This is a genomic window from Segatella copri (assembly GCF_949820605.1).
GTDB lineage: Bacteria > Bacteroidota > Bacteroidia > Bacteroidales > Bacteroidaceae > Prevotella.
The window spans coordinates 1,781,407-1,806,664 of sequence record NZ_CATKVU010000006.1 but is presented as its reverse complement, the minus strand read 5'-3'; the positions used below and the strand labels follow the sequence as shown (position 1 = coordinate 1,806,664).

At 44.6% G+C, this 25,258-nt stretch carries 17 protein-coding genes; all 17 read left to right on the top strand.

What is annotated here, in order from left to right; genetic code table 11:
- Positions 1-106: 106 nt before the first annotated feature.
- The 17 genes from RCO84_RS08770 to RCO84_RS08690 all read left to right on the top strand — a co-directional run bounded on the left by RCO84_RS08770 (position 107) and on the right by RCO84_RS08690 (position 25,258).
- The gene (locus RCO84_RS08770) at positions 107-1,393 is read left to right on the top strand and encodes a glycoside hydrolase 5 family protein (protein ID WP_317584770.1); all 1,287 of its coding nucleotides are present in this window, start codon (positions 107-109) and stop codon (positions 1,391-1,393) included.
- Between the two features lie 426 nt (positions 1,394-1,819).
- On the top strand, positions 1,820-3,187 hold the full coding sequence (locus tag RCO84_RS08765) for an ATP-binding protein (protein ID WP_117586118.1): 1,368 nt from the start codon (positions 1,820-1,822) through the stop codon (positions 3,185-3,187).
- Between the two features lie 1,222 nt (positions 3,188-4,409).
- The gene (locus tag RCO84_RS08760) at positions 4,410-5,384 is read left to right on the top strand and encodes a hypothetical protein (RefSeq protein ID WP_317584769.1); all 975 of its coding nucleotides are present in this window, start codon (positions 4,410-4,412) and stop codon (positions 5,382-5,384) included.
- Positions 5,385-5,687: 303 nt separating this feature from the next.
- Entirely contained in the window at positions 5,688-8,888 is a 3,201-nt protein-coding gene (locus RCO84_RS08755; protein ID WP_317584767.1) for a SusC/RagA family TonB-linked outer membrane protein, read from the top strand.
- 27 nt (positions 8,889-8,915) lie between these two features.
- A complete protein-coding gene (locus RCO84_RS08750; protein ID WP_260849695.1) occupies positions 8,916-10,676 on the top strand; it encodes a RagB/SusD family nutrient uptake outer membrane protein in 1,761 nt (586 codons plus the stop codon).
- Between the two features lie 28 nt (positions 10,677-10,704).
- Positions 10,705-11,946 carry a glycan-binding surface protein gene (locus RCO84_RS08745; protein WP_144153949.1) on the top strand — a complete coding sequence of 414 codons (1,242 nt, stop codon included), beginning with the start codon at positions 10,705-10,707 and terminating at the stop codon, positions 11,944-11,946.
- A 13-nt stretch (positions 11,947-11,959) separates the two neighbouring features.
- Positions 11,960-13,453 (top strand): glycosyl hydrolase, encoded by a 1,494-nt coding sequence (locus RCO84_RS08740; RefSeq protein ID WP_144153947.1) that lies wholly within the window; start codon positions 11,960-11,962, stop codon positions 13,451-13,453.
- A 292-nt stretch (positions 13,454-13,745) separates the two neighbouring features.
- Entirely contained in the window at positions 13,746-15,035 is a 1,290-nt protein-coding gene (locus tag RCO84_RS08735) for an acetylxylan esterase (protein ID WP_317585510.1), read from the top strand.
- A 4-nt stretch (positions 15,036-15,039) separates the two neighbouring features.
- Positions 15,040-16,200 carry a glycoside hydrolase family 26 protein gene (locus RCO84_RS08730; RefSeq protein WP_317584764.1) on the top strand — a complete coding sequence of 387 codons (1,161 nt, stop codon included), beginning with the start codon at positions 15,040-15,042 and terminating at the stop codon, positions 16,198-16,200.
- 109 nt (positions 16,201-16,309) lie between these two features.
- Positions 16,310-17,482, top strand: coding sequence for a glycoside hydrolase family 130 protein (locus tag RCO84_RS08725; RefSeq protein WP_317584763.1), 1,173 nt, complete (start codon positions 16,310-16,312; stop codon positions 17,480-17,482).
- A gap of 165 nt (positions 17,483-17,647) precedes the next feature.
- Positions 17,648-18,991, top strand: coding sequence for an MFS transporter (locus RCO84_RS08720; RefSeq protein WP_287853854.1), 1,344 nt, complete (start codon positions 17,648-17,650; stop codon positions 18,989-18,991).
- 41 nt (positions 18,992-19,032) lie between these two features.
- Positions 19,033-20,214 carry an AGE family epimerase/isomerase gene (locus tag RCO84_RS08715; RefSeq protein WP_317584761.1) on the top strand — a complete coding sequence of 394 codons (1,182 nt, stop codon included), beginning with the start codon at positions 19,033-19,035 and terminating at the stop codon, positions 20,212-20,214.
- A gap of 178 nt (positions 20,215-20,392) precedes the next feature.
- Entirely contained in the window at positions 20,393-21,010 is a 618-nt protein-coding gene (locus tag RCO84_RS08710) for a deoxynucleoside kinase (protein WP_264899036.1), read from the top strand.
- Positions 21,011-21,036: 26 nt separating this feature from the next.
- Positions 21,037-21,663, top strand: coding sequence for a deoxynucleoside kinase (locus RCO84_RS08705; protein ID WP_144153937.1), 627 nt, complete (start codon positions 21,037-21,039; stop codon positions 21,661-21,663).
- Positions 21,664-22,600: 937 nt separating this feature from the next.
- The gene (locus RCO84_RS08700) at positions 22,601-22,951 is read left to right on the top strand and encodes an NADH-quinone oxidoreductase subunit A (protein ID WP_022120133.1); all 351 of its coding nucleotides are present in this window, start codon (positions 22,601-22,603) and stop codon (positions 22,949-22,951) included.
- A complete protein-coding gene (locus RCO84_RS08695; RefSeq protein WP_006846361.1) occupies positions 22,942-23,667 on the top strand; it encodes an NADH-quinone oxidoreductase subunit B in 726 nt (241 codons plus the stop codon). Before RCO84_RS08700 ends, RCO84_RS08695 begins: the two co-directional genes overlap by 10 nt.
- A gap of 19 nt (positions 23,668-23,686) precedes the next feature.
- Complete coding sequence (locus RCO84_RS08690; RefSeq protein WP_287867944.1) at positions 23,687-25,258, top strand: NADH-quinone oxidoreductase subunit C; 1,572 nt, start codon at positions 23,687-23,689, stop codon at positions 25,256-25,258.

Here is a 25,258-nt window from a genome sequence, read left to right as displayed (position 1 = left end):
TCGAGGGAAATCATTGAAGTTTTTTATTATACTGGCTTATAATTCAGAAATTTTATCTAAATTTGCAACCGAAAATGAATCTTTAAACTGTAAACTTAAATAATAAATGAAGAAGATATTTGTTTTTTTGATGATGGCATTGGCTACATGCAATATCTCAGCGAAGTCGAACTTTGTGCAGGTGAAGGACGGACATTTTGTTCGTGATGGTAAACCTTATTATTATGTAGGTACCAATTTCTGGTATGGAGCAATCCTCGGTTCAGAAGGACAGGGCGGCAACCGTGAGCGTCTCTGTAGGGAACTCGATAAGATGAAGGAGATGGGCATTGATAATCTCCGCATCCTGGTGGGCTCTGATGGAAAGCGAGGAGTGAAGACCAAGGTTGAGCCGACGCTGCAGGAAGCTCCGGGCATTTATAACGATACAATTCTTGCCGGTCTCGACTATCTGCTGATGGAGATGGGCAAACGCAAGATGCTGGCCGTGCTTTATCTGAACAATTCCTGGGAATGGAGTGGTGGTTATGGCTATTACCTGGAGCAGGCTGGTTTGGGCCAGGCTCCCCGTCCTAACGAAGATGGATATCCTGCCTTCATGAACTTCGTCGCCAAATATGCATCCTGCGAAAAGGCGCATCAGATATTCTATGATTATGTGAAATTCATACTTACGAGAACCAACAGATATACAAAGAAGAAGTATAAGGACGACCCGGCCATCATGTCATGGCAGATAGGTAACGAGCCTCGTGCTTTCAGCAAAGAGCAGTTGCCTGCTTTCGAAAAATGGCTGGGTGAAGCGAGCAAGCTGATTCGTTCGCTCGATAAGAATCATCTGATTTCTATCGGTAGCGAAGGTAAATGGGGATGTGAAGGTGAACTGAACTGTTGGGAACGGATCTGTGCCGACAAGAATGTGGATTATTGCAACATTCATCTTTGGCCATACAACTGGAATTGGGCGAGAAAAGACCATTTGCAGGAAGATTTGGGAATCTCCTGCAAGAACACAAAGGAGTATATTGATGAACATCTTGAGGTATGCGGACGTATCAGGAAGCCATTGGTGATGGAGGAGTTCGGCTATCCTCGTGATGGTTTCTCTTTTTCAACTTCTTCTACAACAGAAGCACGTGATGGATATTATAAGTATGTGTTCAGTCTTGTTGGCGACAATGCTGCATCTGGCGGTTACTTTGCCGGTTGCAACTTCTGGGGATGGGGCGGCTTTGCCAATCCTAAGCATGAGCAGTGGCAGGTAGGTGATGACTACACCGGTGATCCTGCTCAGGAAGCGCAAGGTCTGAACTCCGTTTTCTCTACCGATAAATCTACATTGGATGTAGTAAAGACGCAGGTAGACAGAATGAAGAAGATTGGTAAGTTATAAGTTTAGTGAAATTGTTAGTTGTTTTAGGAGGGTGTACCATCAGTTCATGGTGCACCCTCTTTTTTCTGGCTTTTTCGTGTCCACTTTGGGGAACTGCTACAGCTAAAGGTGACAACTTTTTCACGTATAAGACAAAAACCTCTGACTTTTTTATAATTTAACATCAAAAAACCTCTGACTTTTTTGTAATTTAGCTTCAAATAACCTCTGACTTTTTTATAAAAAAGCTTAATTGATTGGCTTTTATTCAGATAAAAGTGCTATCTTTGCATAAAATAAGCTGCACTCGGCAATCAGAAAGCAAGCTTTCATTGCGCTCGTTTGCATTATCTTTGCATAAGATAAGCTGCACTCGGCAATCAGAAAGCAAGCTTTCATTGCACTCGTTTGCATTATCTTTGCATTGAAAATCAATAATATAGAGATATGAAGTATCTGAAAAGACAAATAGATAAAGAGTTTGAAGCGTGGAAAAGTTCTGTAGAGCATAAACCATTGCTTGTGAGAGGAGCAAGGCAGGTAGGTAAGTCAAGTGCCATTAGACACTTGGGAGAGTCCTTTCCTTATTTCTTGGAAGTGAACTTTGAGCGTGATAAGACTGTCAAGGAATTCTTTGATGGCGATTTAAACGTGAAGTTTATTTCGGAGCAATTGTCGGCATATTTCAAAGTTCCCGTTATTCCTGGCAAAACCTTGTTGTTCTTAGATGAGATACAGGCATGCCCTAATGCCATCCATAGCTTGTGGTTTTTCAAGGAAGATTATCCTGAACTTCATGTAGTGGCGGCTGGATCGCTATTGGAATTTGCATTGAAGGATTTAGGTGCTTATGGAGTAGGGCGTATCCGTTCGATGTTTGTATATCCGATGTCTTTTGATGAATTCCTTTATGCTTTAGGTGATGATGGATTGGTAAGTATGAAACGGAATGCAACCTCTCAAAAGCCATTGATGAATGTCTTCTATGAGCGATTAGTGGAGAGGTTTCGTTCATTCTTGCTTATAGGTGGTATGCCTGCTGCTGTGGCTAAGTACGTTGATACGAATAGTTATTTGGAAGTAGACTCTGTGCTTAGTGAGTTGAAGCAAACTTATATAGATGATTTCGTGAAATATAAAGCCAAGGTCAATCCTGTTTTGCTGCGTCAAACATTGTTTAGTGTGGCTCATCAAGTGGGGAGTAAATTCGTGTTTAGCCAAGTGGAAGGGGGATATACGACTGCGCAAGTCAAGAATGCTTTGGAGATGCTTAGAGATGCTGGTATCATTATACCTGTATGGCATACTGCGGCAAATGGCATTCCGCTTGGTGCAGAGATTAATCCGAAGTTTGTGAAGTATAATCTGATAGATCATGGCTTTCTCCTCAATCTGTTAGGAATAGGAGACTCTACTAATTCTATAGTGAAAGAACTATTGGTTGACAATGCTGCAGACTTAGTTGATAAGGGTAGTTTGACGGAGATGGTGGCAGGATTGGAATTACTAAAGTATATGTCGCCTAATGAGCGCCATGACTTATACTATTGGCAAAACTTGACTCGTGGAACCGTTTCGGAGGTCGATTATGTCTTGTCTCGTGGCATTGACATTGTTCCGATGGAAGTGAAGTCTGGTTTACGAGGTTCGATGGCGAGTCTTTATGTTTTTATGGAAAAAGAGCATATTAAGTATGCCATTCGCTGTTCTTTGGAGAACTTTGGGGAGTTTGTCAGCCCAAAAGGGAAGAAGATATTAGTCAATCCTCTTTATGCTATTTCTAACTTGTTTTCTTGTGGTGAAAGACTTCTGTAGGATTTTTTTTCGTAAAAGAATTGCCATATTGCCATATAAGCTGGTAACAGCCTGATTGTTAGTTGATACCGATATTGCAATAGCTTTTTAATTGCCATAATCTGCCATATATTGCCATAAAAATAGCGATACTTAGGTGTTTTTGGTGATTTTTAGCGGTGTTTTTGAGGCAAAAGGCAGGAGGCATTGAGCAAAAAGGCGTTTTTTCGGTTCAATGCCTATTGTTTTTGATGCTGTTTTTCCCGTATAATCTCCAATGCTGTTCCCGAAATTGCGTCCCGACGTAGCATCTGGTACGTCCCGACGTGATAACAGACGCGTCACGACGCAGCGCCAGATACGTCGCGATGTAATTTCGGATACATCCTGTCCAGATTCAAGTGAGCCTCATTTGAACTATCGCAAGTGTTTCAACAATGATATGCAGTATCTGGTAATGTGTAGTGAGAATATTGTGAGGGATAACCCCAAATCGTGATGGATAGCGTGATGGATATTTCCGTTTTTGAAGTATCCATCACGCTATTTAAACGTCTGTATATTAGTATGTTAAGAAACTTAGGAGCACAAATCGTGATGGATGATAGATGATTACATAAAACTTATTCACGAATACGGCTGCATCGGGTTATAAATACGGCTGCGTAGGGTTACGAATATGGCTGCGTAGGGTTACGAATATGGCAGCGTCGGGTTACGGATATGGCAGCATTGGGTTACGAATATGGCAGCATCGGGTTACGAATATGGCTGCGTAGGCTAACGGAGACGTATCTGTAAGCTTATCGAGACGTCTGCATCAGCTAACAGAGACGTCTGAACTCGCTAACTGAACTACTTGAGTTGCTTGATTGAACCACTTGAGTTAGCTGACTGAACCACTTGAGTATTCTTCTTCATGTGCTTGCATGCAACCATAAAACTTTTTCAGCAACTTTTCCCGGAAGTATGGAAGAAGGCAGAGTTGAAGGCAAACATGAGGCCAACACAGAAACGGCCTTCAGCCCGTACTTAAATCACATGCGAAAGTTTAGTTTAGATAAATTGCATCAAATTCTAAAAAAAATGGCATGTAGAAAGAATAGTATTGATAATGAGCAAGATAATATCATGTATTCTCGGCGTTTTGTTGTAACTTTGCGACTGTGAATATGAGAGATCAATTCATGCAATAGTATAAACAATAATATTATAAATTTTAAACCTATTAAAAATGAAGCTTATGAAAAAGTTTTTTACTTTAGTATGTGGCTTGGCAATGGCGCTCTGCGCTAACGCTTCTGAGCAGATTTCAACAGCCTTTGGCTCTTGGGGTGATGGATGTACTGTAGAGGGTAATACTCTTACCTTTACTGAAGCATGGAAGGGTGCTGGAGTAAATTTCACTACAGGCGATGGTAAGACAGAACCAAAGAAGTGTACAGACTTCTCTGACTATGATTATCTTTGGGTAACATTCAGCGAGACTACATGTGATTTTGTATTGTGTACTCAATATACTACAAATTATAATCAGCCTGTTCAAATTGACGCTGTTGCAGGAACTTTGGTTTTGGGTGTTAAGTTGAATGAAGATTATAGCGATCAGTTTGCACAGTATTACCTTCAGAGTAAGACTACAGGTAAACTTGTTGTAACTGGTGCGTATGTGGGTACAGAAGAGGAGTACAAGGCTATGCTGGCTGCCAACAAGCCTCAGAAGTCAGATTTGAATCTTGGTGATTTACCAACAGGTTGGGGTAACTCTACCTATGATGCAGCCACAAAGACAGTGACAATTGGTGATGACTGGTCTGGTAAGGGTTGGTGGCTTGAAAAGGCTGATTATAGTGATTTCGATAAGGTAGTTATCAATTTTGCTACACCTACCGCTACCAATGGTAAGGTTGTTGTTGAGTATAATGAAGCTTCTAACGGTGAGGCAGAATTCGCTGAGGGTGCTACATCTGTAGAGGTACCTCTTGATGCTGCAGCAAAGAATTCAGTAAAGCAGATTTATATTCAGGGTCCTGCTGATGCTCAGTATGTATTGGAAAGCGCTTACGTTTGTGTGAAGGATTATGTTGCAACAGGTATCTCTCAGGCTATTGCTGTTCCTGTAGTTAAGTCTTCAAAGGTCTTCAACCTCGCGGGTCAGCAGGTAGGCAAGTCATTCAAGGGTGTTGTTATCAAGAACGGTAAGAAGTACGTTCAGTAATCTGCGTGAAAAGAAAACAAAAAATGCATTGCGTTTAAAGCGCAATGATAAACAATTAATAAATATACATATATATATAGGGTGATAAGTTCATTTAAGGTGGATTTATCACCTTTTTTTTATTAAAAGCAAATAAATGTTAGTAATCGGCAAAATAATATCATATAGTATTGAATATTAGTATTAACTTTGCAACCGAAAATGATAAATAAAGACAATCGGCTAAATGATAAAACTTCTGTATGATTTTGATGAATAAACAATATGATAATGACAACGATTACAATTAACAACAATTATAATATGAAAAGAATAGTTTTTGCTTTCTTGGCGCTCGTTATGAGCTGCCAGCTTTTCGCCCAGAGTAAATTGACTGGTACCATCCTTGATGGTAGCATGAACAATGAGCCTCTGATTGGCGCAAGCGTTATCGTGGAAGGCACTGGTACTGGAGGCGTTTCCGACATGGATGGTAACTTCAGTATTACTTTGCCTAAGGGTAAGACACGTATCAAGGTGTCGAGTGTGGGTATGAAAACTCAGGTTATCAATGTGGCCGATAAGTCGAATATAATCATTACGATGCAGGAAGATTCCAAGGTGATGGATGAAGTCGTTGTCGTAGGTTATGGTACGATGAAAAAGAGCGACTTGAGTGGTGCCTTGAGTTCTCTGAAGGGTGAAGACCTGATGAAGGGTGGTGCTCTTGACCTGGCTCATGGTATGCAGGGTAAGGTTGCCGGTGTACAGATTAACCAGAGCGATGGTGCCCCTGGTGGTGGTATGAGTATCGTGGTACGTGGTGCTAACTCATTCTCAACTTCTTCTCAGCCTCTTTATATCGTAGATGGTATTCCTTTTGAAACCGGTTCTACTCCTAGTAATGGTGCTACTCAGAATGAGCAGGGTAGTAACCCTCTGAGCATGATTAACCCTCATGATATCGAGAACATCGAAATCCTGAAGGATGCTTCTGCTACGGCTATTTATGGATCACGTGGTGCCAATGGTGTCGTTATCATCACTACCAAGCGTGGTAAGGCGGGTAAGCCTAAGGTTGAGTTCTCAGGCAACTGGGGCTTCTCTCATATCTCTAAGAAGATTGATATGCTGGATCCTGTAACCTATGCCCGTTATCAGAATGAGCAGGTTACTAACGACCAGTATTATTTGGGCTCTCGTACTACTAATATGCCATATCCTGGTACATGGGGCTATCAGTATTATAATGATAATCACATTAATTATAATACAGGTAAGTATACTGGTAAGCCTGAGGACTATGCTCACCCAGGCTGGTACTATGATGAGTATGGAAACGCTACCCAGATTGACGTGGCTGACTGGCAGGATGAAATCTTCCAGACAGCTTTCCAGCATGATTATAACCTCAGCGTGAGCGGTGGTGATGACAAGGGTTACTACTCATTCTCTGGCAACTATGCCAAGCAGGATGGTACCATCAAGAATTCCGGATATGAGCGTTATGCACTTCGTGCCAATATCGCACGCCATATCTACAGTTGGTTGGAAATAGGTACAAACCAGAGCTTTACCAACAGTACTACCAATTTTGCCAACACGTTGAGCTACAACACCGGTGTTGTACGTTCTGCGTTGCTCTTCCCTCCAACCTATGGTCCTAACACGGATACAACCCAGATGGACGATCTCAACTGGTTGGCAGCCAATCCTACAGCTTATGTAAACAGTGCAAAGGATGAGTTGCATAGCATCAACTATTTCAGCAGTTCCTTTGTTGAAATCAAGCTGTTCCCATTCCTGAAGTTCCGCCAGAACCTGGGTCTTTCTTATAATGACTCACATCGTGGAAGCTATTACGACCGTCATACCCAGGAGGGTAAGGCTCCTACAAATGGTAAGGCTAGCCGTGCTACCAATATCTGGAAGAGTCTGACTGCCGAGTCGCTCCTCACATTCGACTATACATTGGCTAAGGTCCACAAGTTTAACGCTGTAGCAGGTTTCACTGTAGAGAATGCGTCTTGGGACAATACTTCTATCCTGGCATCCAACTTCCCGGATGACTTGACAAAGGATAATGACTTGAGCCGTGCGCTCGACAAGGCAACTCTCAGCAGTGACAAGGGTAATCAGCGTCTGGCATCTTTCCTGGGTCGTATCAATTACACCCTGATGGACAAGTATCTGTTCACAGCCAGTGTTCGTACTGATGGTTCTTCTAAGTTTACTGACAAGAACAAGTGGGCTACCTTCCTTTCTGGTGCCTTCGCTTGGCGTGCTTCTGAGGAGAAGTTTATCAAGGACTTGAATATCTTCTCTAACTTGAAGTTCCGTCTCTCTTATGGTGAGACCGGTAACCAAGGTATTGGTTCTTATCGCACCTTGCCTCAGCTCGGTGTTGCCAACTATCCATTCAGCGGCAGCATTCAGAGCGGTTCTGCTATGGTTTCATGGCGCGGTCCGGTAGATGCTGATATCAAGTGGGAGACCACTGCTCAGTATAACCTCGGTGTTGACTTCGGATGGTTTAACAACCGACTGACCTTTACTGCCGACTATTATTACAAGAAGACCCGCGACTTGCTGCAGGAGGTGAAGATACCACCTTCTACAGGTTTCTCTAATAAGTTGACCAACTCGGGTAATGTAACCAACAAGGGTCTTGAGTTGACCTTGGGTATTACTCCTATTGACAGTCACGACTGGCATTGGAACATCAATGCGAACCTGGCATTCAACAAGAATGAGATTGGCGGTTTGAATGGTGACCAGTATGCCAATACCTTGTGGTATGGTGCTGATAATGTCTTTATCCAGCGCAATGGTTGTCCTATCGGTGTCATTTTTGGCTATGTGGAGGATGGTTTCTATAACAATGAGGCTGCCGTACGTGCCGATCCGCAATATACATTTGCAAGCGATGCTACCGTGAAGTCGAAGATTGGTGAAATCCGCTATCTTGACCTTAATCATGATGGCAAGATAACAGAGGCCGACCGTACCATCATTGGTGATACCAACCCAGACTATACATGGGGTTTGACCAACAACCTGACCTGGAAGGACTTGTCTCTCAGCTTCATGCTTCAGGGTTCTCATGGTAACGACATCTTTAATGGCAACTTGCAGGATGTGAAGTTGGGTAACATTGGTAACATCCCTGTAGATGCATACAATTCTCGCTGGCAGGCAGATAGCTACGAGAACGCAAAGTGGCCTAAGGCTTCTTCTGGTTACGAGCGTAACTTCCTGGTAAGCAACCGCTATGTAGAGGATGGCAGCTATATCAAGTTGAAGAACATCAGCTTGACCTACAACTGGAATCATCCTTTCAAGAGTGTAGGCCTGGAGCGCCTGCAGTTTAGCTTTACTGCCACCAACGTATTCACTATCACAGACTACAGTTGGTATGACCCAGATGTAAATGCATTCGGTAGCGACTCATCCCGTCGTGGTGTGGATATCTACTCATATCCATCAGCCCGTACATTCACATTTGGTATCAATGCAACATTCTAAAGATACACATATTAAAAAAATAGAATTATGAAAAGAATTAATAAATATATACTGTCGGCTATGTTGCTGGGATGCGGAACCATGGTAACCACTTCCTGCAATGATTTTCTGACAGAAAAGCCTGAAAGTATGATAGGTCCTGATAATATCGGTGACTCAAAGGTGGCTGTTGATACTTGGGTGACAGGTGTTTATAGCAACTGGCTTAACGATATGTTCTGTTGGGGTGAGTTCCCTAAAGTATTGGAACTCGACGCCGACTATATTTCCGGTCCGGACTGGCTGTTTGGTACTCTAGGTGCCGGTAACTTCCAGGCAGAGCCTGCTTTGGACAAGATGTGGAAGGGTCCTTACAATCTGATTAATGATGCTAACATTGCTGTGCGCTATATCTCTGTCATGAGCAACGTGGATGAGAATTACAAGAACAATGCCCTCGGCGAGTGCTACTTCCAGGAAGCTTTTGCTTATTTCCTCTTGGTAAGAGCATACGGACCTATTCCGTATATGGCCACCGATGTGAGTGCCAGTGGTGAGTTCATGAATAGTCGCCGTCCGGTGAAGGAGATTTACGGTCACATCATCGATTTGCTGACCAAGGCTTCTGAACTGATGTACCATCGTGATAACAACAATTATCAGGAGGGTCATGTCAATGCAGGTTCAGCTGCCGGTTTGTTGGCTAAGGTATATGCAACGATGGCTTCTGCTGCTATGCCAGAAGGCACCGAGGTGAATGTACGTACCGGTGAGCCTTTCCGCACGGAAACCGTGAACGGCAAGGAATACAAACTCTACCGTACCCCTGCCACCGAGACTTTCAGAAAGACTCAGGTAGATGGATATCAGGATATGGATCCGCATGAGCTTTACACCGAGGCTGCTAAGTGGGCAAAGAAGGTGATTGATGGCGAGTTCGGACCATATGAGTTGAGTGCATACAACAATCTGTGGTCTCGTAACCATCGCACTGATTCTGAGATGATGTGGGGCGTGCGTTCTGCCATTTCTTCTGCTTCTGATAACTATCGTACCAATATCCACACTACCTATTCAGGTTATAAGGAGAGTTCTGGTAGCGAGTTTCTTACTTCTGGTGGATGGATTGGATGTACCAATACATGGTATCAGCTTTTCGACGACCAGGACTTGCGTATTGTGAAGGGAGTACGTCACACATGGAGATATTATTATCAGGAAGAGTATAACGGATGTTTCTATTATCCACAGTCCTGGTGTGAGAAGATTACCGGTTATGATGTTTACGGCAACTATGTACGTGAACCGGATGCTGAGTACAAGAATACGGGTATGGCATACCAGTACAATCAGGGAAGCGAGTGTCTGGCATTCACTACCAAGTATGATGATTGTGAGAATGATGCTTTGGAGTATCCAGACAGCTACTGGCCATTCCTGCGCTATGCCGATGTTCTCCTGATTTATGCTGAGGCAGAAACCGAGTTGGGTAACCTGGAAGAGGCGATGAAGTATCTCAATGTAGTTCGCAAGCGCTCGAATGCTACATTGATGAGTGCCGTATCTACCCAGACCGGTATGCGAAGCAGCATTCTGGAAGAGCGTGCTAAGGAGTTTGCCTGCGAGGGTGACCGCCGTTGGGATCTTATCCGTTGGGGTATCTATCTCCAGGCTATGAATGCCATCGGAGGTCGTGATGAGGCAAATATCAACAAGGCTCGTTCTGAACGCAACCTGCTTTATCCAATCCCAGCAGATGAAATCAATGTAAATGATAGTATCTCTGCCAACAACCCAGGTTGGAATTAATGTGTAATTCTTTTAAAAGAAGATAATTATGAAGATTAATATCAAAAATATCAGTCTATCAGCGATGGCAATTATCGCTTTGGCATCTTGCAGTGATGTGGTAGATTACTCTGTGCCAGATAGAACCTCCAACAGCGGAGCTCCTGCTATCAGCCAGATTTATGATGTGCAGGATACTGGTTTTGTGGCACCGCTCAATGGCGGTGTGCTCAACCAGATGATTCACATCAAGGGACAGAACCTGGCTAATGCCAAGAAGATTCGCTTCAACGACGTGGATGTGGATGTTCGTCAGGTTTATGCAACAACCGATGAGGCGTGGGTCAAGATTCCACGTGCCATTCCTGGTGTGCAGAACGACAGCCTTGTCTATGAGACAGATAAGGGAAAAACAAAATTGTATTTTCCGGTTTCAATTCCTACTGTGGAGATTGAGGGATTGAAGAACGAGTTTGCTCTGCAGGGCAACCAGGTTCAGATCACTTCAGAGTATATGGACCTCTATGGTTTCAATGATACCACAGAGACAAGCCCTGCAAAGGTATACATCGAGAATGTGGATGCTGGTTACAGAAAGGAAATCCATTGTGATTCCTGCTCAGAGCAATTCACCAGCATCGTGATTCCTGAGGATTGCCCAGACAATTCGTTGATTCATTTCTCATGGCATGAGATCAGCGGTGATAAGACTGCAACGATTCCTTATCGTATGACAGACCGGCTGATGTTCGGTGATTTCAAAGGTGACCTTGGTTGGTGGAACGATTGGGGCAAGGGCCTTGTTACTGATGGTACCAAGAGTGGTGACCCTGAGTCACTCGGCTTCGGCTTTCTCCGTGTCAAGGGTACTTATGATGCCTGGTCATGGAACAGTACTGGTTTCGGTTGCAACTGGAAATGGTTTGATGCTTCTGCTCATCCAGAAAACTATGTGCTGAAGTTTGAGGTTTGCACCAACTCATCTAATCCATTTAACAATTATGGTGACAATGGTGCCAGCGGCAGTAAGAATGGTGGATACAACTTCACCTTACAGGTTGGTGGCGAAGGAAGATGCCAGTTTGACCCTGTATCTATGGGTATCAGCAATACCTATGGCAAATGGGTAACTGTATCTATTCCTCTAACTGATGTCTTGAAGGGGGGCAGTTTGCCTACAGAGGCAGATCAGTTTATAGCATTGGAATTCGTAATGCAGCCTAATACGGCTGATGCCTGGAATGTAGACCATTGTTTCGGTCAGTTCCGTATTGAACCAAAGAAATATTAAAGACTTTTAGATTATGAAGAAGATATTATTTTTGTGTGCAGCGATGCTGGCTATGACCTTTGCTGCATGTTCTGACAACGACACCGATTACTTGCCTCCTCGTCATTTCGACGATGCAACGGCACCATCGGTGGTGTCTGTGTCGCCAGAAGATGGAACTTCAGAACTCGATACCTTCGTCAATGTGGTTGTCACATATGATGAGCCTGTATATGCAGCTCCTAACACGACAATTAAAGTATATACCGATGACTCCACCTTTTATTATGTGGATGATACCCTTTCTTATACCGAGGGTAATAAGTTGATTATTCCTTTGCATGCAAAGGGTGCCACAAACTATAAGATCCAGATAATGAAGCCTTCGGTGCGTGACAGTTCGTATAATTTCGCTTCTGAGTATACGTTCAACTTCTCTACCCGTGCTTACAACAACTGGGATGCTGAACAGTTTGATATCACTCCGAGCCTGGTGAACCCTGATGCTACTGATCCTGCCAAGAAACTCTATGCTTATCTGGTAGAGAATTTTGGAAAGAAAACCATTACAGGTGCAATGGCTAATGTAAACTGGAATATGGAGAATGCGGAGAAGATGTATGAACTCACAGGCAAGTATCCTGCGCTCAACTGCTTCGACTTCATTCATTTCAACAACAGTAAGCCTCTTGGCAATGCCAACTGGATTGACTACACCAACACAAGTGTCGTTGAGGATTGGTACAACAATGGTGGTATCGTAGAGTGTATGTGGCACTGGAATGTTCCTGCATCAAAGGACCAGCTAGATGACATCAGCTCATATACATGTTCAGCTGACAAGACCACTTTCTCAGCTAAGAATGCAACACGTAATGGCACTTGGGAGAATGAGAGAGTAAAGCGCGACTTGAATGTCATTGCCGATTATCTCCTGGCTCTGCAGGAGAAGGGTATTCCTGTTATCTGGCGTCCTCTCCACGAGGCTCGTGGTAACTATGGCAAGTGGGGCGATACAGGTAAAGCTTGGTTCTGGTGGGGATCCAATGGTCCTGTTCAGTTCAAGAAACTTTGGAAACTGATGTACGAAACCTTTAAGCAGAAGGGTGTGAACAACCTGATTTGGGTGTGGACTTCTGAAGGTTACTACCAGGATGAGAGTGACAATACTATCACCAATGATATGGACTGGTATCCTGGAGATGAGTATGTTGATATCATTGCACGAGATTACTACTGCAAGAATCAGAATTCTTTATATCATTCATCTCTGGTTCAGGAGTATGAGGAACTTCGCAAGATTACCAATGGCAAGAAGCTGATTACCATGGGCGAGTGTGATGCCATTCCTTCTATCGAGAATATGTTCACCGATGGAGCGATGTGGAGTTGGATTATGCCTTGGTGTGGTAAGGATGCCGATGGTATTGATTACTTCAACAGTGCATACAATACATCAACTTTCATGAAGAATTTCTTCAACAACAAGAATGTGATTACACGTGATCAAGTTCCAAGTTTCAAATAATAGTTTGAACGAATCAATCAGGTATTATATAATTAAGGTGGCAAATCCCATAAAAAAGGGGCTTGCCACCTTTTTTAGTGATTACTTTTTGGTAATTTAAAGATAGAATAATGCATTTTTTTTGTGCTTTGCAAAGAAAGTGTAATCATTTAGCAAAATAGTACAAGGGTTATAGAAAGATTTGTGTTAACTTTGCAACCGTAAAACAGAATGTTTAACTAACAAGATTATCAACGACAATATGAATCATCGTATAGCAAATGTTTTTAGGTTAATAATTATAGGTGTTCTGATGAGTGTGCTGGGGACTTCTAGCCTCAGCGCACAAATCAGAGGAAACAACATTGTGGTAATGGTAACTCCTGACCATCAGAACTGGAATTACCGGGTAGACGAGAAGGCTAACTTCACGGTGAATGTGAGAAAGAGCGGTACACTACTCAATCAGGTGAAGGTAGATTACGAAGCCGGACCGGCAATGTTTCCGGAGGTGAAGAAAAGTACCACTCTCAAGGATGGAACCATGAAATGGTGCGGCAGTCTGAACAGACCGGGCTTCTACCGCCTCAAGGTTATCGCTCATGTTGACGGCAAGAAATATGAAGGACTTTGCACGGCAGGGTTCTCTCCAGAGAAGATCCAGCCTTTCGCACAGGAACCTAAGGATTTCGATGCTTTTTGGAAGAAGGCACTGGATGAGGCAAGACAGAATGACCTCAATCCTACCAAGGTGCTTCTGCCTGAGCGTTGTACCAAGGATAAGAATGTATATGAAATCAGTTATAACAACAACCGATGGGGTTCTAAGATGTATGGCATCCTGAGTGTACCGGTAAAAGAAGGTAAGTATCCGGCTTTGCTCCGTGTGCCTGGTGCGGGTGTACGCCCTTATGCCGGCGATACTTATACGGCTCCTGCTGAGTGCATCGTACTGGAAATCGGTATTCACGGTGTTCCTGTTACCATGCAGCAGAAAATTTATGATGATCTTGCCAATGGCGAGCTGAAAGGTTACTGGGATACCAATCTCGAGAATCCTTATCGCAATGCTTACAGACGGGTAGTAACCGGTGCTGTTCGTGGTGTGGATTATATCGCTTCTCTTCCTGAGTGGAACGGAAAGACTATCGGTGTAACGGGTTCATCACAGGGTGGATTCCTTTCCATCGCTGTGGCAGCTCTCGATAAGCGAATCACATTCCTGGCTCCTGTTCATGATGCCATGTGTGATTATGAAGCTGAGATTCACGGAGTTGCAGGCGGCTGGCCTCACTACTTCTATAAGGAAGACAAGGCGCAGGGGGCTGCATGGAAAGAGCAGAAACTTACGGATTTGGAAAAAGCAAGACTCGAAGGTGCACGCTATTATGATGGCGTCAACTTCGCCCGTCGCATCACCGTTCCTGGCTGGTACAGTTTCGGTTATAATGATGAGGTGGTTCCCCCAACATCATCTTACGGCCTTTATAATTCGGTAAAAGCGCCAAAGACATTGAGTCTGTACCAGATGACCGGTCATTACTGGTATCAGGAGCAGTGGGATGAATGGCAGGCTTGGATAATTCAGCAATTAAAGAAATAGATATATGATAGGAAAAAGAATTTTGATTGGTGCAGCTTGCCTCATGGCGATGCAAGGAGCAATGGCACAGGTTGATGGCGTTACGGGCGCATCAGTCCAGACTGCCAATACTTCCTGCTGCAAGGGTAAAAAGCAATGTTGCAATACCCCGGCAGAGCAACTGAAGGTCAGACTGCAGAAATTACTGAACAAGGGAATCATGCTCGGACATCAGGATGATCCGGTGTATGGTACTACTTGGAAATGGGATGAAGGAAAGAGCGATGTATTCCTCACTACAGGTGATTATCCTGCTGTGATGGGTTTCGATCTTGGAAAAATAGAGTTGGACAGCAAGGAAAACCTTGACGGCGTGTCTTTCGATCGTATGCGAAAAGAAATCATTGCCCAAAATGAGAGAGGAGGCATCGTCACATTGAGCTGGCATCCTTGGAATCCGGTTACAGGCGAGAATGCCTGGGATTCGAAAGGTGATGCTGTAGCTGCTGTCCTGGATGGAGGCGCCCAGCAACAGAAGTTCGACGGATGGCTCAAGAAGGTTTCCGATTTCATCCTTTCTTTGAAGACAAACGATGGTAAACTGGTTCCTGTCATCTTCCGACCATGGCATGAAATGAATGGCGGATGGTTCTGGTGGGGAGCTAGCAGTTGCACACCTGCACAATATAACCAATTATACGTAAAAACCCTAAATATACTTACTAAAGCAGGGTGCAATAACATCGTTTGGGCTTGGTCACCAAATCTCAGCGACGAGAAGACGCTAGAAAAATTTCTGGAGCGATTCCCGGGAGAAAAGTATGTGGATATGCTGGGTGTTGACGTCTACGAGTTCGACAACAGCGATGCCAACTATCAGCAGAACCTTGCTGCTACGCTCGATGTGCTGATGGAGGCAGCCAAGAAGGTTGGCAAGATTCCAGCCCTCACCGAAACGGGTTGCAGGGGTATCGCCAGCAAGAAGGATTGGTTTACCCAAACCCTTTGGCCTGTACTTCAGAAGTATCAGTTGAGTTATGTACTCTTCTGGCGTAATGCCTGGGATAAACCTCAGGAGGAAGCCTATCTCCCTGGAGTAGGCGATGGAGCCATCATTGACGACTTCAAGGCATTCAAGAAGGAAAAGAAAGTCCTCTTTGCCAAAGATATTGTAAAGGTTAAATAAATGTTGAATGTTGAATGTTGAATGTTAAATTGGCTTTAGTCCAATGTGCATTTTATACTCAACATTCAACATTCAACATTCAACATTCAACATTAATATAAAACAAAATATGACTACATTTCAAGACAAAGTGAAAGCACTTCGCGCTCATCATGAGGAATTGCTGAGCCGTAAGAATGAACCCGTAGAGTGGGGAAATGGTATCTACGAAAAGTATAAGAACCCAATCCTCACCGCAGAACATACACCCTTGGAGTGGCGTTACGACTTCGATGAGAAGAGCAATCCGTATCTCATGCAGCGCATCATGATGAATGCTACGCTCAATTCGGGTGCCATCAAGTGGAATGGTAAGTATCTCCTCGTTGTTCGTGTTGAGGGTGCTGACCGCAAGAGCTTCTTTGCCGTAGCAGAAAGTCCTAATGGTGTTGACAACTTCCGTTTCTGGGATGAGCCTATTACCATGCCGGAGGATGTTGTTCCTGCTACCAACATCTATGATATGCGACTCACAGCTCATGAGGATGGTTACATCTATGGCGTGTTCTGTGCTGAGCGTCATGATGATGATCAGCCTGGCGACCTCAGTGCTGCTACTGCTACTGCAGCCATCGCCCGTACCAAGGACCTGATAAACTGGGAGCGTCTTCCTGATCTGAAGACCAAGAGTCAGCAGCGCAATGTGGTTCTCCATCCGGAGTTTGTTGATGGCAAGTATGCTTTCTATACCCGTCCACAGGATGGTTTCATCGATACAGGTTCTGGTGGTGGTATCGGTTGGGCTCTTGTTGATGATATCACTCATGCCGAAATCAAGGAAGAGAAGATTATCAATGCCCGTCACTATCATACCATCCAGGAGGTGAAGAACGGTGAGGGTCCTCATCCTATCAAGACTGATAAGGGCTGGTTGCATCTGGCTCACGGTGTTCGTGGCTGTGCCAGCGGTCTCCGCTATGTACTCTATATGTACATGACTTCTCTTGAGGATCCTACTAAGGTGATTGCTGAACCAGGTGGATATCTCCTCGTACCGGAAGGTCCTGAGTATATCGGTGATGTAATGAACGTAGTCTTTGCCAATGGTTGGATTGCAGATGAGGATGGCAAGGTATTCATCTACTATGCTTCTTCTGATACTCGCATGCATGTGGCAACTTCTACCATCGACCGATTGGTAGATTACTGCATGAACACACCAAAGGATGATTATCGTACTCAGTTCTCTGTAGAGAAAATCAAGGCTTTGGTAGCAAAAAATAAACAGACTTTAAGTAAATAGTTTCAGGTATTAAGATTGTAGGGATTCGTACTCCTCATCCGTATTATCAGATATAGATGGGGAGCGAATCCCTTTTTAAATATTAATAAGTGAAGAGTGAAGAACGAAGAATTCAATAGTTTTTGCTAATCATAAAGTTCAAAGTTCAAAATTCAAAGTAAAACAATGGCTCGTTTAAAAGAAAAAATAGCTTATGCATTGGGTGATGCCGCTGCGGGTGGTATTGTATGGAAGGTGATGTCTATCGCTTTTCCTCTGTTTTTTACAAATGTCTTCGGACTCTCTTTTGCGGATGCGGCAGTACTGATGCTCGTAGCCCGCATGTTCGATGTGGTTACTGACCCGCTGATGGGTACTCTTGCCGACCGTACCCAGAGCCGTTTCGGTACCTACCGTCCTTGGCTCATCTATGGTGCCATTCCTTTCGGATTGATATTCGCCTTCTTGCTCTATACTCCAGACTTCGGTCCTGTGGGCAAGCGAATCTATGCTTACGCCCTCTATCTGCTGATGATGGCGGTATATACCATGGTGAATGTGCCTTACGGCTCATTGCTCGGTGTGATGACCGAGGATGATGATGAGAAGAACCAGTTCTCTTCTTTCCGTATGGTGGGTGCTTATGCCATGGGATTCGTCACCCTGCTCTCTTTCCCTTATCTACAGAAGATGGTAGGTGGAACAGCCGCACATCAGTATGCTGTCATTGGTGCCGTGCTCGGTATTATTGCAGCTGTGATGACATTGGCTTGCGGACTCCTTACCAAGGAACGTCTGAAGCCGAAGCGCGCTGAGAAGTTCTCTTTCCAGCAGTTTGCCGACCTCGTTCACAACAAGGCTTGGCTCTATATGACAGCTATCGCCGTGTGTACCAACTTCTTCAACGGATTCCGTTATGCCGTAGCTGGCTATATGTTTGATTACTGTCTGCATGGCAATGTAACCATCGAGGGACTGATTATCAACTATACCGTTTTCATGGCGTTCGGTGAAGTAACCTGTATGATTTTCGGTGGTGTATCTCCTTGGTTCACCCGTCTGGTAGGCAGCAAGCGCATGGCATTCTTCTGGGCTGCAGCACTCTGTCTGGTTCTCTCGGTTGTCTTCTTCTTCATCCCGATGAATCCGTCGTATATCTGGGTGATGATAGCCATCGTTATCCTTACCTCTATGGGTATCGGTATCTATTCGCCATTGATGTGGTCTATGTATGCCGATGTAGCCGACTATCATACCGAGCATTTCGGAACATCCGCTACAGGTCTTATCTTCTCTTCCGGTACGATGAGCCAGAAGTTTGGTACCGCCATTTCCGGTTCTCTCATCGCCCTCTTCCTGGGCTGGGCAGGTGCCAACATGATAACAGATAAGATGGGTAATACGATGATCGACCCAGCCAGTGTTACCGACTCTGTGCTTACGATGGTATGGTCATTGTTCTCACTCTTCCCAGCCGTCATCGCCTTCCTGCTGATGGTGCTTGCCTGGAAGTTCCCTATCCGCAAATAATTGTTTTAACATAACTAATAATCACTATAAAGAAAGGAAAAATGGAAAATCTTAAAGAAACGATGCGGGATGTTCTGGAGAACAACATCCTCAGCTATTGGCTAACGAAAGTGAAAGATGAAGAAAACGGTGGCTTTTACGGACGTGTAGACGGTAACGACCAGGTACATCCTGAAGCCGAGAAGGGTGCGGTGATGAATGCCCGTATCCTCTGGGCGTTTTCTGCAGCCTATCGTGTCTTGAAGAAGCCGGAGTATCTTGAGGCTGCCACCCGTGCCAAGGAGTATGTGCGCGATTATTTCCTCGACAGGGAATATGGCGGCATCTACTGGAGTGTTGACTATCAGGGTAATCCGCTCGATACCAAGAAGCAGACTTACGCCATCGGCTTTGCCATCTATGGTTTCTCGGAGTATGCCCGTGCAACAGGTGACAAGGAGGCGTTGGATATCGCTATCTCCCTGTATCATGACATAGAGAAGCATGCCTTTGATGCCGAGAGCAACGGATATATCGAGGCATTGACCCGTGAGTGGAATCCGATTGCAGACATGCGTCTCTCTGATAAGGATGAGAATGGTTCCCGTACGATGAATACCCATCTGCATATCATCGAGCCATATACCAATCTTTATCGTGTATGGAAGACTCCGGAACTGGAGAAGAGCATCCGCAATTTGCTCGATATCTTCACCGATAAGCTTATGAACAAGGAGACTTATCATCTCGACCTCTTCTTTAATGACGAGTGGGAGGGCAAGCGCAACATCGAGAGCTATGGTCATGATATTGAGGCGTCCTGGCTGCTCCACGAAACCGCGCTGGTTTTGGACGATAAGATATTGCTGCATAAGATAGAGCGCATCATCCGTCGTATAGCCGATGCTGCAGATGAAGGCTTACGTCCGGATGGCAGTATGGTTTATGAGCATTGGAAAGATGGAGATAAGTATGATCTCCAGCGCCAGTGGTGGGTGCAGTGCGAGAACATCATCGGACATATCGATCTCTATCAGTATTTCTGTACCGAAGAGAATCTTCTGGTTGCCATCTCCTGCTGGAACTATGTAGCCAAGCATCTGCTGGATGCCAAGAACGGTGAGTGGCACTGGGCCATCCTGGAAGATGGTACGGTGAACAAGGAAGATGATAAGGCGGGTTTCTGGAAATGTCCTTACCACAACTCCCGTATGTGTCTCGAACTCATCGAACGTGACTATTAACATACAGATTCCCTGCAAGGCAGGAATAGACAACAAAAATCCAAGCAAATCATATATTTGCTTGGATTTTTTTGTTTATCCCGATTTTTTATTGTACTTTTGCAGCCAATGTGGAATTGAGGGTGGTATCGCATCAAAAATTCAACATTCAACATTAAACATTAAACATTAAAAATAAATGTATATAGCAATAGCAGGAAATATCGGTAGTGGCAAGACAACACTCACCAAGATGCTGTCTAAACATTATGGATGGAAACAGTACTTGGAGCCCGTGGCTGAAAATCCCTATATCGATGACTATTACAAGGATATCTCGCGATGGGCACTCAATATGGAGGTGTTCTATCTGAAGCAGCGATTCAAGAATCTGCTGGAAATCCAACACAGTAAAGAGACGGTCATCCAGGACCGCACCATCTTTGAGGGTGTTTATGTCTTTGCGGCCAACAACCGGAAAATGGGCAACATGGACCAGCGCGACTACGAGACTTATATGGAGCTCTTTGAGTCGATGATGGAAGTGGTGGAGATGCCTGAACTGATGATATATCTCCGTTCTTCTGTTCCTCACCTCGTGAAGAATATCCAGAAGCGTGGTCGTGATTATGAGCAGAAGATGCCTCTGGATTATCTGGAAGGTATCAACTATCTTTACGAAGATTTCATCATGAACAAGTATAAGGGCAAGGTGCTTATCGTAGAAGTTGATAATCTCGATTTCGAGCACAATCCCAAGCAGTTTGGTGAAATCGTAGATAAGATAGATGCCAAGCTCTTCGGGCTGTTCTCTTAAAGGTAAAAAAGTAAAAAGTTAAAAAAATGCATATAGCAATAGCAGGAAATATAGGTAGCGGCAAGACAACATTAACCAAGATGCTTGCCAAGAGATATGGCTGGAAAGCTAATTTCGAGCCGGTAGATAATAATCCATATCTGGCTGATTATTACAAGGATATGGAACGTTGGTCGTTTAATCTTCAGATTTACTTCCTGAACAAGCGATTCCATGATGTTGTGGAGATTTCACGTTCTGAGCAGACCATCGTACAGGATAGAACCATCTTCGAGGATGCGCGTATCTTTGCGCCTAATCTTCATGATATAGGTATGATGAGCGACAGGGATTTCAAAAACTATACCGATCTCTTCGATCTGATGATCAGTCTGGTGAAACTCCCAGACCTGATGATATATATCAAGAGCAGCATTCCTACGCTCGTAAAGCATATCGAGAAGCGTGGCCGCGATTTCGAGAAGAGCATCCGTATCGATTACCTCCAGGGTTTGAACAAGCGTTATGAGGATTGGATCAAGGATTATAAAGGTCGCCTCATCATCATCGATGGTGATAATCTGGAGTTTGGAGAGAGTCCGGAAGACTTCCGAAAGGTTACAGACCTGATAGATGCTGAGCTCTTCGGCCTGTTTGCTGAAAAAGGAGTTTAAAGGGCTTTTAAAGGTAAAAAAGTAAAAAGCGCAACCCCGCTAGGCGTCAAAGGAGGAACGCCTGGCGGGGTTGCGTTTTATGGTTGTACAGCTAAAAGGTATATGGTTGTACAACTAAAAGGTTTATGGTTGTACAACTAAAGGGTTTATAGTTGTACAACTAAAGGGTTTATAGTTGTACGACTATAGGGTGTATGGTTGTACGACTATAAGGGTTGTAGTTGTACGATTAAAAGGTGTTGTCACTAGGCTCGGCAGACCTGCTGACTGCAGTCGGCAGAGCTGCTGACTAGGCTCAGCAGGTCTGCTGAGCCTAGTGGCAACCTTCGAGAAGCAGTCTCCTTCAACTCGAGAAGCAGTCTCCTAAAACTAAAAGAGACGTCTCTTTTAACCCAAAGAAACGTCTTCTTTCGCTTATTCAATCATATCCTTTCGCTTATTCAAACATCTGAATACGCTTATTCAATCATAATCTTCTGCTTATTCAAACATCTGAATTCTCCAGCGAACTATCTTCTTCCCCCGGAAGAGCCGGATGCTTTGTAGAACTAACCTTTCTGGCGGGAGATGAAGATGCCGCCTTGGGCTGAAGTCTTATCTACTTGCTGGCCATTGAGATTATAGATAATCTCTTTCTCATCCTTTTTATGAAGGGTAGGAGAGACGATGAAAGTTGTGCCGGAAACAATGTCGAAGCGGATGATTTTTTGGGTAAAAAATCCTACTGTTCTGTTCCTTTTTGCTACAAAATACGCTCGTTTTAGCTGTTTCCGAACCTTCGTTAATACTGTCTGTTAACTGATGAAATCAAGCAGTTTTTTGTATTTTTTCACTTTGGATGCAAATTAAACCATAAAAAAATGTGCTCTTTCAGAAAAAAGTGTTACCTTTGCAACCGCTTAGAAGCATTTATATAAAATAACGTTATAACAAATTTATGAACTTTACACTATTTATCACCGTTTTGCTGACGGCTGTAACCTTGGTGGTGGCTGCTTATGTCATCGCGAAGTTGATCGGTCCTCGTTCATACAATCCGGTAAAGGGTGAACCTTTTGAGTGCGGTATTCCGACTCGTGGCAGCTCATGGTTGCCATCACACATCGGCTACTACCTCTTCGCCATCCTTTTCCTGATGTTTGACATCGAGACAGTATTGCTTTACCCATGGGCAGTCGTAGTTAAGCAGTTTGGATCTATGGCTCTCGTGAGCATCGGGTTCTTCCTGTTGGTATTGGTATTTGGCCTTGCATACGCTTGGCGGAAAGGAGCATTGGAATGGAAGTAAACAAAAGAGCCTCTATCAAGAGTATTCCTTACGACGAGTTTAAGGACAATGATACCCTCGAAAAGATTGCGCAGGAGCTCAATGAGGGTGGTGCGAATGTGGTAGTCGGTTCCCTTGATGCTGCCATCAACTGGGGACGCAGTAACTCACTCTGGTCTTTGACCTTCGGTACCTCTTGCTGTGGTATCGAGTTCATGGCTGTAGGTTGTGCGCGTTACGACTTCTCCCGTTTCGGTTTCGAGGTAACCCGTAACTCTCCACGTCAGGCAGACTTGATCATGTGTGCCGGTACTATTACCAATAAGATGGCACCTGTTTTCAAACGTTTGTACGATGAAATGGCTGAGCCTAAGTATGTGGTAGCTGTAGGTGGATGCACCATCTCTGGCGGTCCGTTCAAGAAGAGCTACAACGTGGTTCGTGGTATCAGCGAGTTGGTTCCTGTGGATGTTTACATTCCTGGATGTCCTCCACGCCCTGAGGCTATCCTTTACGGTATGATGCAGTTGCAGCGTAAGGTAAAGGTTGAGAAATTCTTCGGTGGTGCCAACCACAAGATGACCCAGGATGAGAAGGAACTCTCTATGAGCAAGGGTGGCCTTCGCGGCTTGAGCAACGAGAACCTCTCTGACAGCGAGAAGCTCGGACACAAGGAGCCTATCATCGTAACTGAAGTACCTGAGGATTTCGACCCTCAGAAAGGTCTAACTGATTAATATAATAAGGTATAAGAACATGAAACTGAATAATATTGAATTGAGTTTTGATAATTTCGCCTCAGAAATGGCGAAGTTGAAGAACGAGAAGCATTTCGACTACCTTGTTACCATCATCGGTGAAGACTTCGGTGAGGAAGGTCTCGGATGTATCTATATTCTCGAGAATACTCAGACCAACGAGTGCTGCTCAGTAAAGACCATCGCCAAGAAGGTGGATGGCAGTGATGTGATTCCTACAGTCATTAACCTTTGGAAGGTGGCTGACCTCCTGGAGCGTGAGGTATTCGATTTTGTCGGCATCAAGTTCCTGGGTCACCCAGACATGCGTCGTCTCTTCCTCCGTACCGATTTCCAGGGCTATCCATTGCGCAAGGACTTCGATATGAGTCCTGAGGCAAACAAGTTCCCTTGTACTGATGAGCCAGAGGATGACTTCACCATGGAGTATTCCTTGAGCGAGGATGGACATCTCGTAGCTACAGAGAAGCGTCGCTTTGATGAGAACGACTATGTTGTCAACATTGGTCCTAACCACCCATCTACCCACGGTGTGCTCCGTCTGCAGACCGTTATCGATGGTGAGACCGTGAAGCGCATCTATCCACACCTCGGTTATATTCACCGTGGTATCGAGAAGATGTGGGAGAATATGACCTATCCACAGACATTGGCATTGACCGACCGTCTGAACTATCTTTCTGCGATGATGCACCGCCACGCTCTGGTTGGCGTTATCGAGGAGGCTATGGGTATCGAACTCTCAGACCGTATCCACTACATCCGTACCATCATGGATGAGTTGCAGCGTATCGACTCTCACTTGTTGTACCTCGGCTGTACCGCACAGGATTTGGGTGCCTTGACCGCATTCCTTTACTGTATGCGCGACCGTGAGCACGTATTGAACGTGATGGAGGAGACAACCGGTGGCCGTCTGATCCAGAACTACTACCGTATCGGTGGTCTGCAGGCAGATATCGACCCTAACTTCGTTCAGAACGTGAAGACCCTTTGCAAGTATCTCCGTCCGATGATTCAGGAGTACCTCGACGTATTCGGTGACAACGTGATTACTCACAACCGTCTCGAAGGTGTAGGTCCAATGAACTATGAGGATTGTATCAACTATGCCGTAACCGGTCCTGCTGGTCGTGCATCAGGTTGGAAGAACGATACCCGCAAGCGTCATCCATACGATATGTACGACAAGGTAGAGTGGAAGGAAATCACCCTTACCGGTTGCGATTCAATGGATCGTTACTATGTACACATCCAGGAGTTGTATCAGAGCTTGGACATCATCGAGCAGTTGATCGACAACATTCCAGAGGGTGAGTACTACATCAAGCAGAAGCCAATCATCAAGGTTCCAGAGGGACAGTGGTACTTCTCTGTAGAGGGTGCCAGCGGCGAGTTTGGTGTATATCTCGACTCAAAGGGTGACAAGAGTCCATACCGTATGAAGATGCGTCCGATGGGTCTCTCACTCACAGGAGCTTTGGATTCAATGCTCCGTGGTCAGAAGATCGCCGACCTCATCACTACAGGTGCAGCAATCGATTTCGTAATCCCTGATATTGATAGATAA